This window comes from Eoetvoesiella sp., assembly GCF_035555955.1.
GTDB lineage: Bacteria > Pseudomonadota > Gammaproteobacteria > Burkholderiales > Burkholderiaceae_B > Eoetvoesia.
Map to the genome: position 1 here is coordinate 103,696 of NZ_DATMGA010000028.1, position 15,262 is coordinate 118,957.

The 15,262-nt window shown below is 61.3% G+C and carries 13 protein-coding genes; 11 read left to right on the forward strand and 2 right to left on the reverse strand.

Translation table 11 applies throughout. From position 1 onward, the window contains the following. The first annotated feature begins 210 nt into the window (after positions 1 to 210). From VNT00_RS08595 to lipA, 5 genes are all read left to right on the forward strand, one after another. Positions 211 to 1,488 (forward strand): D-alanyl-D-alanine carboxypeptidase family protein, encoded by a 1,278-nt coding sequence (locus VNT00_RS08595; RefSeq protein ID WP_325586459.1) that lies wholly within the window; start codon positions 211 to 213, stop codon positions 1,486 to 1,488. Positions 1,489 to 1,779: 291 nt separating this feature from the next. Then, a complete protein-coding gene (locus tag VNT00_RS08600) occupies positions 1,780 to 2,643 on the forward strand; it encodes a D-amino acid aminotransferase (protein WP_325586461.1) in 864 nt (287 codons plus the stop codon). 4 nt (positions 2,644 to 2,647) lie between these two features. Further along, the gene (locus tag VNT00_RS08605; RefSeq protein ID WP_325586463.1) at positions 2,648 to 2,935 is read left to right on the forward strand and encodes a DUF493 family protein; all 288 of its coding nucleotides are present in this window, start codon (positions 2,648 to 2,650) and stop codon (positions 2,933 to 2,935) included. Positions 2,936 to 3,013: 78 nt separating this feature from the next. Next, positions 3,014 to 3,649, forward strand: a complete 636-nt coding sequence (gene lipB, locus VNT00_RS08610; protein ID WP_325586465.1) for a lipoyl(octanoyl) transferase LipB — start codon at positions 3,014 to 3,016, stop codon at positions 3,647 to 3,649. Positions 3,650 to 3,818: 169 nt separating this feature from the next. Next, on the forward strand, positions 3,819 to 4,823 hold the full coding sequence (lipA, locus tag VNT00_RS08615) for a lipoyl synthase (protein ID WP_325586467.1): 1,005 nt from the start codon (positions 3,819 to 3,821) through the stop codon (positions 4,821 to 4,823). A gap of 34 nt (positions 4,824 to 4,857) precedes the next feature. Here the strand turns inward: lipA and VNT00_RS08620 are convergent, their stop codons facing one another. Further along, a complete protein-coding gene (locus VNT00_RS08620) occupies positions 4,858 to 5,805 on the reverse strand; it encodes a LysR family transcriptional regulator (protein ID WP_325586469.1) in 948 nt (315 codons plus the stop codon). A 180-nt stretch (positions 5,806 to 5,985) separates the two neighbouring features. Between VNT00_RS08620 and VNT00_RS08625 the strand changes: the two genes are divergently transcribed. Genes VNT00_RS08625 through VNT00_RS08640 form a run of 4 tightly spaced genes read left to right on the forward strand, consistent with a single transcriptional unit; the run spans position 5,986 to position 12,067 of the window. Next, complete coding sequence (locus VNT00_RS08625) at positions 5,986 to 7,629, forward strand: GMC family oxidoreductase (protein WP_325586471.1); 1,644 nt, start codon at positions 5,986 to 5,988, stop codon at positions 7,627 to 7,629. Positions 7,630 to 7,671: 42 nt separating this feature from the next. Continuing rightward, positions 7,672 to 9,771 (forward strand): hydantoinase/oxoprolinase family protein, encoded by a 2,100-nt coding sequence (locus VNT00_RS08630; RefSeq protein ID WP_325586473.1) that lies wholly within the window; start codon positions 7,672 to 7,674, stop codon positions 9,769 to 9,771. A gap of 21 nt (positions 9,772 to 9,792) precedes the next feature. Further along, positions 9,793 to 11,766, forward strand: a complete 1,974-nt coding sequence (locus VNT00_RS08635) for a hydantoinase B/oxoprolinase family protein (protein WP_325586475.1) — start codon at positions 9,793 to 9,795, stop codon at positions 11,764 to 11,766. 13 nt (positions 11,767 to 11,779) lie between these two features. Further along, positions 11,780 to 12,067 carry a hypothetical protein gene (locus tag VNT00_RS08640; RefSeq protein WP_325586477.1) on the forward strand — a complete coding sequence of 96 codons (288 nt, stop codon included), beginning with the start codon at positions 11,780 to 11,782 and terminating at the stop codon, positions 12,065 to 12,067. 10 nt (positions 12,068 to 12,077) lie between these two features. Here the strand turns inward: VNT00_RS08640 and VNT00_RS08645 are convergent, their stop codons facing one another. Continuing rightward, on the reverse strand, positions 12,078 to 12,791 hold the full coding sequence (locus VNT00_RS08645; RefSeq protein ID WP_325586479.1) for a TetR/AcrR family transcriptional regulator: 714 nt from the start codon (positions 12,789 to 12,791) through the stop codon (positions 12,078 to 12,080). Positions 12,792 to 13,038: 247 nt separating this feature from the next. Here VNT00_RS08645 and VNT00_RS08650 point away from each other — a divergent pair, with 247 nt between their 5' ends. Then, complete coding sequence (locus VNT00_RS08650) at positions 13,039 to 14,325, forward strand: alpha/beta fold hydrolase (protein ID WP_325586481.1); 1,287 nt, start codon at positions 13,039 to 13,041, stop codon at positions 14,323 to 14,325. A gap of 59 nt (positions 14,326 to 14,384) precedes the next feature. After that, positions 14,385 to 15,254, forward strand: coding sequence for a VOC family protein (locus tag VNT00_RS08655; RefSeq protein ID WP_325586483.1), 870 nt, complete (start codon positions 14,385 to 14,387; stop codon positions 15,252 to 15,254). Positions 15,255 to 15,262: the final 8 nt, after the last annotated feature.

Consider the following 15,262-nt stretch of genomic DNA (forward strand, 5'->3'; position numbering starts at 1 on the left):
GCGTAGCGCCTTTTGTCGCGCGCCTTTCAGGCGATCGTCAGATAGTCGGCTCGATGTGGCCATTTGGTAATCATTTATGGATTTTCGTAGCAAATAATTGCGTATTGGCTCTCAAAACCCCAGGGCGCGCGGTTTAATGTGCGCGTCGCACTGCCTATAATGGTCGGGGTTTTCCCACTTCCCACTTTTTTGGATGATCCATTGATTTCTATGCTGCCGACACACACCGCACACTCGTTCCCCCTCAAGAAACAGTCGCGTTGCCTGGCAATCAGCCTGGTGCTGGCCTTCTCGCCGGCGCTGGTGCTTGCCCAGCAAAAGGCCGCCGCTCCGGTTGCGGCGTCGGCTCCCGCCGGCGCCGCCGCATCCGCGCCGGCAGCCGCGGCTGCGGTGGATACCTTGTCCACGGTCGGTCAGCTTTCGTCGATTCCCGCGCCTGAACTGGCCGCCAAGGCCTGGCTCAGCATCGACGCGAACAGCGGGCAGGTCATTACGGCGCAAAACGGCAACGAAAAAATCGAGCCGGCCTCGCTTACCAAGATCATGTCGGCCTACGTCATTTTCCAGGCCATCGAGAACAAGCGCCTGTCGCTCGACCAGAAGGTGAACATTTCCGAGAAGGCCTGGAAAACCGAGGGTTCGCGCATGTTCGCCAAGGTGAACACGCAAGTGTCGGTCGACGACCTGCTTCAGGGCGTGATCGTGCAGTCGGGCAACGACGCCACGGTGGCGCTGGCCGAAGCCGTGGCCGGCAGCGAATCGGCGTTTGCGGCGCTGATGAATCAGGAAGCGGCCAAGATGGGGCTTACCCATACGCATTTTGCCAATGCCACGGGTTTGCCCGACCCCGAGCACTACACCACGGTGTACGACCTGGGCATCATGGCCATGCGCCTGGCCAAAGACTTTCCGCAGTACTTCCATTACTACAGCCAGAAAGAATTCACCTACAACAAAATCAAGCAGCACAACCGCAACCGCTTGTTGTGGACGGATCCCACCGTCGATGGCATGAAAACCGGCCATACGTCCGAGGCGGGCTATTGCCTGGTCGCCACCGCTTTGCGCGACGGCCGCCGGGTGGTCACGGTTCTGGTCGGCGCGGCCAGCGATTCCGCTCGCGCCGAAAACAGCCTCAAGCTGCTGAACTGGAGCTTCCAGAACTTCGACACCATCAAGGTGCTCGATGGCGCCAAGCCGCTGGTGCAGGCCCGCGTGTGGCAGGGCCAGGCCGATACCGTCGGGCTGGGCCAGCCTTCCACGGTGTGGCTCACAGTGCCGCGCGGCAAGGGTCCCGACGTCAAGCCCGAGGCGCGTTATACCCAGCCTCTTATCGCTCCCCTCACCAAGGGCGCCAAGGTGGGCACGGTGGTGTTCACGCTGGACGGCAAGCAGCTCAGGCAAGAGCCTTTGCTGGTGCTCAACGACGTTGCCCAGGCCGGCATTTTCGGGCGCCTGGTCGACAAGGTTCGCCTGATGTTCCAATAACGGCTGGTCGTCAGCGCCCGTCGCTCGCCGCCCTGGTTTGCGCTGGCGGGACGCAGCCAGCACACACCAGGGTATGCCGGTGCAGGGCATACCCGTCTCGCATGGTTTCATCGCCTGCCTGCTTCTCCCCATAAGGCCGGCCAAGGTGCTGGCTGTTCCCAGAACAAGGGTAATGCCGGCAGCGCGCGGGCGCCTTCGGGCTTTCGGCGTAACGTGAACGGCTGGTGGATTAAACAGTTTTTCCCGCGGGGATTAAACTTATTACTTTCGGCTTGAACAGGCGTTGGTGCAATGATTCCGGATGTCGACAACGACAGCATGGTGTATTTGAATGGCGATTTCGTTCGCCTGGGCGATGCCAAAGTCTCGGTGCTGGATCGCGGCTTCATCTTTGGCGACAGCATTTACGATGTCGTGCCGGTATATGGCGGCAAGCCGTTTCGCATGGACGGGCATTTGGCGCGGCTGCAGCGCAGCCTGGAGTCCGTGCGCATCGATGCCGGCTGGACGCTTGCCCAATGGGAAGTCCTGGTGTTCGATCTTATTGCCCGATACGCGCCGAAAAACGGCGATTGCCTGGTGTACATACAGGTGACGCGCGGCGTGGCCAGGCGCGACCATGCTTTTCCCAAGGGCGTTGCGCCCACCATTTTTGCCATGGTGTCGCCGTTCAAGCGTCCCACGCCGGCGCAGCGCGAGCAGGGGCTGACGGCGATCTCGCTGCCCGACATCCGCTGGCTGCGCTGCGAAATCAAAACCACGTCGCTGCTGGGCAATGTGCTGGCCAAGCAGGCCGCCGTGGACGCCGGGGTGGATGAAGTCGTGCAGTTTCGCGATGGCTGTCTTTCCGAAGGTTCGTCGTGCAATATATGGGTCGTGAAGAACGGCACGCTGCTTGCCCCGCCGCGCGACAACCTTATCCTGGAAGGTGTGCGCTATGCTTTCCTGGAGCAGCTCGCCTTTGAGGCCGGTGTGCCGTTCGAGGCCCGGCCGATTTCCGAGCGCGAAGTCGACGAAGCCGACGAGCTGATGCTTACTTCCGCCTCGAAAGAGGTGTTGCCGATAGTCCGGTATAACGGCAAACCCGTGGGCGCAGGCCGTCCCGGCGCCGTTTATGCCAAGTTGCGTGCCGGTTACGACCGAGCCGTGGAGTAGTTTCATGCCGACCATGCCGCCCGAAATTCCGCCCGATCAATCCCTTATCGAGTACCCCAGCTTTTTCCCCATCAAGGTCATGGGCAAGGCGCATCCCGACTTTGCGCAAACTCTGGTCGAAGTCGTTTTGCAGTACGACCCCGAATTCGATGCCGCAACGGTTGAAATGCGGCCCAGCAAGAACGGCACCTACCTGGGGCTGACCTTTACGGTCAAGGCCACGTCGCGCGAGCAGCTGGACAATCTGTACCGTGCCCTGCACGGCCATCCCATGGTGTCCATTGTTCTGTGATGGCGCCATGCCGCAAGCCCGCGTTCCTTGCTTCGATTCGCACGGTTCAAGCCTGTACATCCTGTTTGGCAAAGAGTCATGATTGCGCATAAATGGTGGCCGCGTCCCGCGCCATATCTGGAAGTCTGGCAGGCCATGCGGGACTACACCGAGGGGCGCGACGCCCAGTCGCCCGACGCCATCTGGCTGGTCGAGCACGAGCCCGTGTACACGCTGGGCCAGGCGGGCAAGCCCGAGCACATTCTCAATAGCGGCGCGATTCCCGTGGTGCGCAGCAATCGCGGCGGGCAGGTTACCTACCATGGCCCGGGCCAGGTGGTGGCGTATTGCCTGGTCGACCTGCGCCGCGCCGGCCTGTTCGTGAAGGAATACGTGGCGCTGCTGGAAGACGTAACCATACGGTTGCTGGCCGACCTGGGCCTTGCCGGCGCCTGCCGCAAGCCGGGCGCGCCGGGGGTGTACGTGCCCATGGCCGACCAGGGTGGCGAACTGGCCAAGATTGCCGCCCTGGGCATCAAGGTGCGCAATGGCTGCGCCTACCACGGCATTGCCTTGAACGTGGCCATGGATCTTGCGCCTTACCTGGGCATCAACCCCTGCGGCTACGAGGGCCTGCGCACCGTGGATCTGGCGGTTTGCGGGGTGGATGCCACGGTGGAAGGGGTGGGCGAAGAGCTGGCGCGCCGGCTGAGCGCGGCGATAAGCCGCTCGTAGAAAGTGTGGCGGAATATCCTTCCGGTATAAGGGTTTTCCTGCGGGGATTTTGCCGGCGCGTTAAAATAGCTTGGTTCGCGCTACCGTGCGGGCATGTGTTCATGCCACGGCCCATGTGGCCGCCTATCTTTTTACGCATGGGGCCAAAAGCCTACATGCAGGAATGTATATGACTACTCCGGTTGACCAGCCTTCCCCTCGTCCTCGCGTCGTTCCCGCCCAGCCGGGGTATGACCCCACCCAAAAACAAAAGTCCGAGGCGAAGACGTCGCGCATTCCCATCAAGGTGGTCCAGGCCGAACGCCTTAAAAAGCCCGACTGGATCCGTGTAAAGGCGGCCTTGCCCGGCTCGCGCTTCCACGACATCAAGCGCATATTACGCGAACATAAACTGCATACCGTGTGCGAAGAAGCCTCTTGTCCTAATATCGGGGAATGCTTCGGCAAGGGCACGGCCACGTTCATGATCATGGGCGACAAGTGCACGCGCCGCTGCCCCTTCTGTGACGTGGGCCACGGCCGCCCCGACGCCCTGGACGTGAACGAGCCCGAAAACCTGGCGCGCACCATTGCCGCGCTCAAGCTTTCCTATGTGGTCATTACCTCGGTCGACCGCGACGACCTGCGCGACGGCGGCGCCGGCCATTTCGTCGAATGCATACGCAAGGTGCGCGAATTGTCGCCCTCCACGCGCATCGAAGTGCTGGTGCCCGACTTCCGCGGCCGCCTCGACCGCGCGCTGGAAATCCTCAACGGCGGGCCTCCCGACGTCATGAACCACAACCTGGAAACCGTGCCCCGCCTGTACAAGCAGGCGCGCCCCGGTTCGGACTACAACCATTCTCTAAAGCTGCTGTCCGAATTCAAGGCGCTGTACCCGCACGTGCCCACCAAGTCGGGCCTTATGCTGGGCCTGGGCGAGTCCGACGAAGAAATCCTGCAAGTCATGCGCGACCTGCGCGCGCACAATGTCGACATGCTTACCATCGGCCAGTATCTGCAGCCGTCCGAACACCACCTGCCGGTGCTGCGCTATGCGCACCCCGACACCTTCAAGATGTTCGAACGCGAAGCCTACGCCATGGGCTTCACCCACGCCGCCGTAGGCGCCATGGTGCGATCTTCCTACCACGCCGACGAACAGGCGCACGCCGCGGGCGTGGAAGGGATTTAACGCGACACGGGCATCTGCCCGCCCGCTGCCGATTTCAAGCTTGCGGCCTGCTCTCTCCGAACGGTATCACCCCGGGGGGGCGGGCCGATTTGATATGCTGCGTGAGTTCGAGCTGGAATGGCGAGAATTCCTTGTCTTTGCGGTGTACCAGATAAAGCGGAATTGACATTGCGAGGCCGGGGGTATGCACGGATCGTAGTTCGCCGCGGGTAATGCTGTTGATCACTGACGATTTGAAAAAGAAACAGACGCCCACGTCGCGGCGCACGGCTTCTTTCTGAGCCTCTGGGTGTCCAAGCGCCATTACGACACGCCGGGAGGTTACGCCGTTGGCCCGCAGTTGCCCTTCTTCGAGTTTTTGCATTACCGAACTGTTGTTCGTGCTGATGAACGGCAATTGAGATATCTGGTCTCGCTGCACTTCATTTCCCACCCATTGGCTGTCGATTGCGCTGGCCAAAAGCAGGGGCTCGTCCCATAGGGGATGCAGAACCAGGCCGTCGAGGTTCTGGTCGGGCGAAATAATCACCACGGCAAAGTCGCTTGCGCCCGTTCGCGTTTCTTCGAGCGCGACCTGCGGGTTTGATATCGACAGTTTCACCATGCCGTCGGGATGGCTGGCCTGGAAGTTGCAGAGGATGCCAGGCAGCTGGTAAGTGCCCACGCTCATGGACGAGGCGATTACGACGCCGGGCACGTTGGGGGCTGAACCGCTTAATTCCCGTTCGAGCTCGCGTGTTCGCGTGACCATTTCCCGGGCCCATTTGTGGACCCGGATCCCCGCCTGAGTCAATACGATGCCGCGTCTTTCGCGGCGTATCAACTTGGTTCCCAGTTTGTCTTCGAGGGTTTGAATATGGGAGGTGATGACGGGCTGGGTGACGCAGAGATAGTCCGAAGCGCGCGTAATGCTCTGCAGCTCCGCCACGGCGCAAAAAACCTCGAGTTTTTGAATACTTAGACGGGTATCGAAGCCTCGCATTGCAAGCATCCTGAAAATATCATGATATAGCCATATGGCTATATCTTAGTGACTTATTTTCGATTGGACGTATATCTTTAGTCAACATAAAGTGTGCTTGACGCAGGAGTATCGGCAAGATCGGCTGAGTTTGTCGGCTTTCCGCGCCGCCACGAAATCACAAGGTTTTGGATGACATTGATGCGCGCCCATGGGAACAGGACGGTTGAGTACGATTACATAATCGTTGGTGCGGGGTCGGCCGGCTGCACGCTTGCATATCGACTGGGCATGGATCCGGGTTTGAGGATTCTATTGCTGGAGGCGGGCGGATCCGATAGTTCGCCAGTCATCAAGATACCCCTGACTTGGGGGCTGATTTTGAAGCACCGGCTTTACGATTGGGGCTACTTTACCGAGCCCGAGCCGGGGCTGGATGGCCGGCGCATCGAATGCGCGCGCGGGCGTGTTCTGGGCGGCTGCACGTCCATCAATGGCATGGCCTATGCGAGGGGCATGCGCGAGGACTACGACCAGTGGGCGCAGGAGCTTGGGCTGCACGATTGGTCATACCGCAAAGTTCTGCCTTACTTCAAGCGCAGCGAGTCGTGGGAGGGCGGCGCGGATGAATTCCGCGGCGATTCGGGGCCTCTTGCCGTGACGCGCTTGAACTACGAAGACCCATTGCTGGATGCATTCATGCAAGCCGTCGAGCTTGCGGGCTACCCGGACAACGATGACTACAACGGGATCAGCGCGGATGGGTTCGGGCCGATGCAGGCCACTATCCGCCGCGGCCGCCGCTGGAGTGCGGCTTCCGCCTACTTGCGGCCGGCAGTGGCCCGGAAAAACGTGACGGTATGCTCGGGAGCTCTAGCGCATAAAGTGGTTTTCGAGGGCGGCCGCGCCGTGGGAGTCGAATACTCGAGCGGCGGCGGGACGGAACTGGCGCGTGCCAGCCGGGAGGTCATTGTGTGCGGCGGGGTCATCAATTCGCCGCAGTTATTGATGCTGTCCGGTATCGGCAAGGCGGATGCATTGCGCGCCCATGGCATCGAGCCTCTCGTCGATTTGCCGGGTGTGGGCGAGAACCTGCATGACCATATCGTTTGCGACGTCCAGTGGCGCCGCAGTTCGCCCGGGCCTTTGTACCGCGCGTTGCGGCTGGATCGGATTGCAGTCGATATTCTGCGGACCTGGCTGTTCGGCACCGGGCTGTCCGGGAAAGTGCCTGCGGCGTCCGTGGGGCTGGTGCGGAGCCGTCCCGGGCTGGAGCTGCCGGATGCCCAGTTGATGCTGGCGGCCGCGCCGATGACGGCAGGGCCTTATCTTAAGCCGTTTCTCGAGCCTTACGTCGATGCGTTTGCCATCAAGGGCGTATTCCTGGCTCCCGAAAGCCGGGGCACGGTCAGGCTTGCTGGTTCGGATCCCGCGAAGCCTGCCCGGATTCAGCAGAATTTCCTTTCCACGGAGTCGGATCGTCTTGCTGTTCGCGAGATGGTTCGCACGATGCGCCGCATCGGCGAGCAGCCGCCGCTTGCTCCGTTCATCGCGGAAGAGCTGGCGCCCGGGCCGTCCGCCGTCGGCGATTCGGACATCGATGCGTTCATTCGAAAAACCGCCATTACGCTGCATCACCCGGCGGGGACGTGCAAGATGGCCGTGGAGGGCGATCCGATGGGGGTGCTGGATCAGCAATTGCGGGTACGTGGCGTGGACGGGTTGAGAGTGGTCGACGGATCGGCGATACCGAAAATTGTCAGAGGGCCGATCAATGCTCCCATCATCATGATGGCAGAGAAGACCGCCGACCATATTCTTGGGCTTGATGCTTTGGTTTCATGAAGGAAAGACGGAATTTCAAATAGAGGACAGGAGATAAACAGCATGAGTTACGTTATTGGCATCGATACTGGCGGAACTTTTACGGATGGGTTTGTGGCGGGCGAGAATGGAACGATCGCCGCTGCAAAGAGCCCTTCGACGCCACCTGATTTTTCACGCGGATTTCTTGCCGTCATCGACGAGCTGGCGAAGGAGCTGGGGATCCAGACTTCAGAGTTGCTGGGCAGGACCCAATACATCATTCACGGGACGACGTCCACGTTGAATGCGGTGGTCACGGGCGATGTGGCGAAGGTGGGGTTCCTGACCACCCGCGGCCATGCTGATTCGATCGCGATGATGAATCTGGAGGGACGGTATGTCGGGCTGGATCCAGAAAAAATCCAGAACATATCCAGGACGAACAAGCCCGAGCCCCTGGTGCCTCGGTCGTTGGTCGAGGAGATTGACGAGCGGGTCGATTACAAAGGCGCCGTGGTTGTTCCTTTGGATGAAGATGGCGTGCGCAGCGCTGTGGACAGGTTGATGAAGCAGGGTGTGGAAGCCATTGCGGTTTCGCTGTTATGGTCATTTCGCAATCCGGCCCATGAAACCCGTATCCGTGAAATCGTCAACGAGATGGCGCCAGGCATGTATGTTGCCGTATCTCATGAAATAAGCCCGCGCATACGCGAATATACGCGCAGCTCGACCACCATCGTCAATACGCAGGTCGGCCCCAAGCTGGCCGCCTATCTCGACCCATTGGAAGCCGAGCTCAGGAAACGGGGCCTGGCAGGGTCGCTTCTCGTGATGCAGGGATCCGGCGGATGCGTCCAAGCCGCTCATGCCCCCAAGCACGCCGTGAGCACCCTGGGGTCGGTACTGACCGGCGGAGTGGTGGGGTGCCTGCATCTTGCGCAAGCGCTGGGGCATGAAAACATTATTTCGACGGATATGGGGGGGACGACATTCCTGGTCGGGCTGATCCAGGACGGAAAGCCGATTACGACGACTACGACGGTCTTGAACCAGCATCAGATCAATACGCCGATGGTGGACGTGCAGACGATAGGGGCGGGCGGGGGCGCCATCGCCTGGATCGATGGCGGCGGGAACCTTCGCGTCGGGCCGCGCAGCGCGGGCGCCAGGCCAGGCCCTGTATGTTATGGAGAAGGGGGCGTCGAGCCGACGGTGACGGATGCCGATCTGGTTCTTGGAATCATCAACCCGGATAATTTTCTTGGAGGCCGCAAGAAGCTATCGAGGAAATTGGCGGAAGATGCGATCCGTACCAAGATCGCGGAGCCCTTGGGCCTTACCGTGGAGGAAGGCGCCGCGGCCATATACACGATACAAAATGCCCAAACTGCTGATCTTGTGCGCAAGGTCGTCGTCAATAGCGGGCACGATCCCCGCGACTTCGTCATTTATTCGTTTGGCGGGGCCGGCCCTGTGCATGCGGCAAGCTATTCGGCGGATATCGGCTCGCGCGAAGTCTTGATTCCCCTGGGAACAACCGCGGCCGTGTTTTCCGCATACGGCCTTGCATCGTCGGACATCGTGCTGACCGCCGAAGCTTCGGATCCGTCGAACTGGCCGGTCGAGCCTGCGACGATCAACGAGCGCTACGAGAAACTGGAGCAGGAACTTCGCAGCCGCATGCAAGAGCAAGGCCTGGACTTCCAGAAAGTCGACTATGTTCGCGAGGCCGAGATCCGCTACACGATGCAGATGGCGGAGGTGACCACTCCCGTTCCCTCCGGCGTACTGGATGCGAAGGCCATCGAGGGAGTCGGCCGAACCTTCGAGGCCTTGTACGAGCGGCTTTATGGCAAAGGCTCGGGGTTCGCCGATGCCGGGCTGCAGGTGATCACCTATCGGGTGCGCGCTGTGGGCGCGCTACCCATCCGTACAGCGCTTCCCGATTTCGAGAATGCCACGGGCGTTCCCCAAAGCAGCGGCACGCGCCGGGTCTTCCTGGATGTCAGGAAGGGCTGGCAGGAAACCAGGATCTATGACTATCGCGCCCTGAAGACGGGCGCCCAGGTCGACGGCCCAGCCGTTGTCGAGACGCCCACCACCACCATTGCCGTACCGGAAGGGAGCCGTGGCACGGTCGATCGACTGGGCAACTTGGTATTACGGCTTGCCGCCGCTTAATTCAATTATCAAGGAGACATCATGCCGTTAATCAATATAGCGGGGTCCGAGCGATTCGCCTACCAGCTGAAACCCTCCGCGCAAACCAGGGAATTGGCGCGTGGGCTCACGCTGCATTCAGTCAGCGACGACGATGTGGCGGGGGTAGATCCGCTGACGTACGAGGTGATTCGACACCGGCTGGCGTCCATCGCCGGGGAAATGGGCGATGCGCTCAAGCGCATGTCCGGCTCGGTCGTGGTCACGGATTGCAACGATTTTGGAGCCACTATTCTGGACGAATGCGGCGACTCGGTGATTGTTGGGCTTTACAACACCCAGCTGGCCGCATCGGTCGATATGGCGGTCAAGTGGACGCTGGAGAACCGGGGAGTGAATCCGGGCATCCGGCCCGGCGATATGTTTTTCTGCAACGATCCATGGATAGGCGGCGGCCTGCATCAGAACGACGCCACGATCATGGCGCCGCTTTTTCACGAAGGCGAGCTATTCGGCTGGACGGCGGCAGTTTGCCACCAAGTGGATCTGGGTGGCGTGTCTCCCGGGAGCTGGTCGGTCGAGGGCCGGGATGTATTTTGGGAATCGACGCCCGTTCCGCCCGTAAAGATCGTGGAAGAGGGGGAAATCCGTAGTGATATCGAAGATATGTATTTGCGGCGCTCGAGAGTGCCGCGCCTGATCGCGCTCGATCTGCGCGCGAAGATCGGCGCCAACAATATTGCGCAGGAACGCTTGACGCAGTTGATTGCCAAGTACAGCGCCAAGACCGTCAAAGCGGTGATGAAGCGCATGATGAACGATGCCGAGAGCCGTCTCAGGGCGAAGTTGCTGGAGCTTCCCGATGGCGAGTGGTCGGGCGTGGCGCATCAGGATTCGTTCCGCAGCGGAGACCGCAACGTATACAAGATCACCCTGAAGATGACGAAAAAGGGAGACCGCCTGACGTTCGACTTCACCGGCACCGACAAAGAGGTCGAGGGATTCGCCAATTGCACTCTCGCCGGGTTGAGGGGAGGGATCATGCCGATAGTGCTGACCATGCTTTGCGGCGACATTCCGTGGGCTCCGGGCGGGCTTTACCGGTGTTTCGACATCATCAGCGAGCCCGGCACCATCAATAATTGCAATTTTCCCGCGGGCATTGGCAAGGCTTCTGTAGCATCGGCCTGGGCCACGCAGAATGTCGTTTCCGAAACGGTCGGAACCATGCTGTCCATTCATCCCGAGCATCGCAAGTCGCTGATGTGCGTGTGCTGCGGAACCTGGGACTTGGCATTGCTGGCCGGCCTCGATCAAAGGGGCAACCCGTTCGTGACGATGATTTGCGACTCGATGGCGGGCGGCATGGGTGCGCGGGTGGATCAGGACGGCGTCGATACGGGCGGGCTCAATTGTATTCCGATGGGCCGGGTCGCCGACGTTGAAATCAACGAGTTCAGTTTCCCGATGCTTTATCTTTGGCGCAGGGAGGAAATGGACTCAGGCGGAGCGGGCCGGTTCAGGGGCGGCGCGGGTGGATCCAGTTGCTTCATTCCGTACGACTCTCCCATAGGCGGCGTGCATCTGGTCGTTTCGGCGACGGGCAAGGCCTTGCCGCAGGCAACCGGGCTGAGCGGGGGCTATCCCGCGGGCACGCAATACGATGTGCTGTTGCGAGACACGAATGCCAGGCAGATGCTGGCGGCTGGCCGGATCCCGGGCGCTCTGGACGATTTGCAGGGAACTGCCGAGGTGTTGCAGCAGCATCTGGAAACCCATCTGAACGATGGCGATGTGTACTTCACCCATTGGCAAGGCGGCGGTGGCTATGGCGATCCGCTATTGCGAAACCCGATTCTGGTTGCGCGCGACGTCGTTAGGCAGAAAGTGTCCAGGCGCGCCGCCATCGAAGTCTATGGCGTTGCCTTGGCTGAGAACGGAACCGTGGATGTTCCCGCAACGGAAGCGGCCAGGAAAGCATTGCGTGAAAAGCGCGCCGCTGAAGCGTTTCATTGACCAGGAGATAATCGTGAATTTCGACGACAACATCAAGCTGGCCGACGATGGTGTGTCCACCGTTTGCAGCCATTGTTCGGAAACGCTTGGCGATGCGCATGGCGACCCATTGGCGCATGCGCTCAGGCTGGAGCGGAAATCCTCTGAACTAGGGCCCGGGATCCGGGCCGACCCTGGCTTGTTCACCGATAGGGAAATCGTTCTCAGGCAGCGATTCTGCCCAAAGTGCCTGGCGGTGCTTGCCACCGAAGTGGTTCCCCAGGACGAGGGCAAGTTGCGCAGCTGGAAGGTCTTTGGCTGAAGGGCGCTGGCTAGGGATTATGCAACCGCCGCTCCAGCAGCGCCAGGTCTTCGCGCAGCTGGCGCAGGGATTCGTCCACGCTGTTCTCGCGCGAGCGGCGTTCTTCGCCGCGTACCACCGATTGCAGGGCGAAAGTGGCGAGCATTTGCGCCACGTCTTCCAGCGGCACCTTGCCGCTGGCGCTGAACCACCACGCCGACCAGTTGCACATGCCCAGAATGGCGAAGGCCGCGATTTTCGGGTCGACGATGCGGAACTGTCCGGCCTGCATGCCGGCTTCGATTACCGCCTGGAAGCGGCTTAGCACCAGCCGGCGCGATGCCTCGGCCTCTTTGCGCAGGGCGGGAGAGAGGTTTTCTTCGTTGCGCTCGACGACCCGGAACTGCAGCGGATGCCCCAGTATGAGCCGGGCATGCTTCAGCACCAGCTGGCGCAGTGCCTCCATGGGGTCTGAATTGCTGTCGTCGACCTGGGCCGCCTGCTTGCCGGCCATGCCGGTTATTTCCGTCGTCAGCTCGCGCAGTATGGCTTCTTTATTGCGGAAGTAATAGTAGATGGCGGTGCGCGTAACGCCCATGGCCTCGGCGATATCGCCCATGCTGGTGCCCTGGAATCCGCGCTGTATGAACAAGGTGGAGGCGGCTTCCAGTATGGACTCCTGCAGCAGCTCGCGGCGCGAGGACTTGGGGGCGGGTGCGGATTTCTTGGGCGAAGTCTTGGGCACGATTGTTGTTCAGCTTTCTTGTCGGTTGCGAAGGGGAGCGGTGCGTGGGGGCTGCGCGGCAACCGCGGTTTTCCGGCCAATGATAAGGCAAGCCGGCGGTGGGCGCAGGCCCGACTGCACTATGCGCCATTTTTGACATGAGCGTCAAATCCCCGCGTCTCGGTGTAAACACCTAGTTGTCTTTATCGACAATAATTTCACACTTGTGTCAAAAATGTCTTAGAATATAAAAAAGGAGGCAGAAATCATGAGTGAATCGCCGACCAGCAAAGACGCCGCCACCGGTGCGGCAAAGCCGCAGGAAGCCACGGCCGGGTTCCTGAACACCGACTGGAATCCGCGCGGGCTGCCGGAAGGCGCCGCCACCAGCAATGTGGTGCTGCGCACGCAAGACGGTGCGGCCACGGGTGGTGCGCTGTACCGTCCGGCCACCGCCACCGATACGGTGGTGTGCATCATGCATCCCCGGGAATTCATGGCGTGCCATTACCTGGTGCCGGACATCGTGGAAGCGGGCTATGCGGCCTGGTCGCAGTGGCCGCGCTCGGTCGGCAACGACCTTCGCCTGGAACACGAGTTCGCGCTTTACGACGTGGCGGCCGGCATGGAGTTCCTGCGCAAGGCCGGCTTCAAGCGCATTGTCCTGCTGGGAAATTCGGGGGGCAGCGGGCTGTACAGCCTGTATGCGCAGCAGGCCTCGCTGGCGCCCGCCGACCGCATCAAGAAGACTCCGGGCGGGCGGGCCACCAAGCTGGACCAACTGGCCATGGTTGAGCCCGACGGCATGGTTTTCCTGGCGCCGCATCCCGGCCAGGGCGCGCTGCTTATGCAATGCATCGATCCTTCGGTCATCGACGAGTCTGACCCGCTTTCCGTGGATGCCTCGCTGGACCCCTTCGACGAGGCCAATGGCTTTGGCGACGCCAAAACCGGGGCGCGCTACGGCGCCGAGTTTGTGCGGCGCTATCGCCAGGGGCAGCACGAGCGCGTGCAGCGCCTGGACGCCATGGCGCATGCCCTGATCGAACGGCGCATGCAGGCGCGCGGCCGCGCCAAAGAGGGCGGATCGGCCGCCGACCGCCGGCTTGGCGCCCATACCCCCATCATGCAGGTATGGCGCACCAACGCCGATCTGCGCTGCTACGACCTGTCGCTGGACCCTTCGGACCGCAAGTACGGCACCTTGTGGGGCGGCGACCCGTTCGCTTCCAACTACGGTTCGGTGGGTTTTGCCCGGCTGTGCTCGCCGGAAAGCTGGCTATCGACCTGGTCGGGAATCTCTTCCAACGCCTTGCTGGCCAAGTCGGCGCCAGCCATCCGCCAGCCTACGCTGCTGGTGGAATACACCGGCGACCAGGCCTGCTTCCCGTCCATCATTCGCGACATATTCTCGGCCATCGGTGCTTCCGAAAAGCGGCACGAACGCGTAAGGGGCGATCACCACGGCCGCGCCCTGGCCGCGGGCGAAGAGCCGGGGCGCTACGTGGCGGGCCGTATCGTGCAGGAATGGCTGCGGCAGCATTTTCCCGGGTAGCCGATCCGGGCGCCCGGCGTGCCCGGGCTTTCCATTTCCATGTTTTCAAGGAACGAATCATGTCATCTGCTTCGACGAGCAGCCTGGTGTTGAAAGGGGTGGACCACACGGCCCGCCCCACCTGGAGGCTGCGCGAAACCATTACGTTTTATCGCGACGTGCTTGGCCTGCCGCTGATCCACACGATTTCCGCGCGAGGCTGGGGGCCGGCCACGCACCCAGACTTTTTGCATTTCTTTTTCGACAGCGGCAAGGGCAGCACCATTGCGTTTTTCTACTACCTGGGCTCGTCGGAACCCGCAGGCTTGGGCCGCGAGAAGCACGCCAAGCCCTGGCCGGAGGATCATGTCTTCGACGCCACCCATACCGCCTGGCAGGTGGATACCGAAGAAGAGCTCAAGGCCTGGAAGACGCGCCTGGAGGAAAAGGGGTTGGAGGTTTCCGTCGAAACCCGCCACGAAATCATCGAATCCATTTATTTTCGCGATCCCAACGGCTATTTCGTGGAGATCACGCGCAAGCTGCGTCCGCTGCAGGAGCGCGATTCGACCGACGCGGAGCTGACGCTGCAGGCGGCCATGGAGCTGGAGGACGAGGCCGCCCGCGGGGTGCAGGACATTGGCGCCATCGACGACGTCTGGAACCGCAAGTCCAGGCTGCTTTTGTCCGACGCAAGCCCGGGTGCCGCGCGGGTGCTGGTTTTGAAAGTGCCCGAGTTCGCCGCGTTGATCGAGGCGGCCCGGCGGTCGCCGCAATGCAAGGTGGACGACAGCCTGGAGGACTATGCGGTGATCGAGTCGCAGTCGCCCATGGAATTCAGCCGCAAAGAGCTGGGCGTGAAGCCCGCCGTCTGGTATGGGCTGTTCACGGGCGGCCTGCAGGGACGCATCACGGTGTTCGACCGCGACCGCGTTCGCATAGAGCCTTAGGCGAGACG

Excerpts from the sequence above, each read along its gene's own strand:
- VNT00_RS08630 (WP_325586473.1), top strand. The coding sequence starts at position 7,672 with ATGAGTTACGTTATTGGCATCGATACTGGCGGAACTTTTACGGATGGG.
- VNT00_RS08600 (WP_325586461.1), top strand. The coding sequence starts at position 1,780 with ATGATTCCGGATGTCGACAACGACAGCATGGTGTATTTGAATGGCGAT.
- VNT00_RS08650 (WP_325586481.1), top strand. The coding sequence starts at position 13,039 with ATGAGTGAATCGCCGACCAGCAAAGACGCCGCCACCGGTGCGGCAAAG.
- VNT00_RS08655 (WP_325586483.1), top strand. The coding sequence starts at position 14,385 with ATGTCATCTGCTTCGACGAGCAGCCTGGTGTTGAAAGGGGTGGACCAC.
- VNT00_RS08625 (WP_325586471.1), top strand. The coding sequence starts at position 5,986 with ATGCGCGCCCATGGGAACAGGACGGTTGAGTACGATTACATAATCGTT.
- VNT00_RS08635 (WP_325586475.1), top strand. The coding sequence starts at position 9,793 with ATGCCGTTAATCAATATAGCGGGGTCCGAGCGATTCGCCTACCAGCTG.
- lipB (WP_325586465.1), top strand. The coding sequence starts at position 3,014 with ATGATTGCGCATAAATGGTGGCCGCGTCCCGCGCCATATCTGGAAGTC.
- lipA (WP_325586467.1), top strand. The coding sequence starts at position 3,819 with ATGACTACTCCGGTTGACCAGCCTTCCCCTCGTCCTCGCGTCGTTCCC.
- VNT00_RS08605 (WP_325586463.1), top strand. The coding sequence starts at position 2,648 with ATGCCGACCATGCCGCCCGAAATTCCGCCCGATCAATCCCTTATCGAG.
- VNT00_RS08595 (WP_325586459.1), top strand. The coding sequence starts at position 211 with ATGCTGCCGACACACACCGCACACTCGTTCCCCCTCAAGAAACAGTCG.
- VNT00_RS08620 (WP_325586469.1), bottom strand. The coding sequence starts at position 5,805 with ATGCGAGGCTTCGATACCCGTCTAAGTATTCAAAAACTCGAGGTTTTT.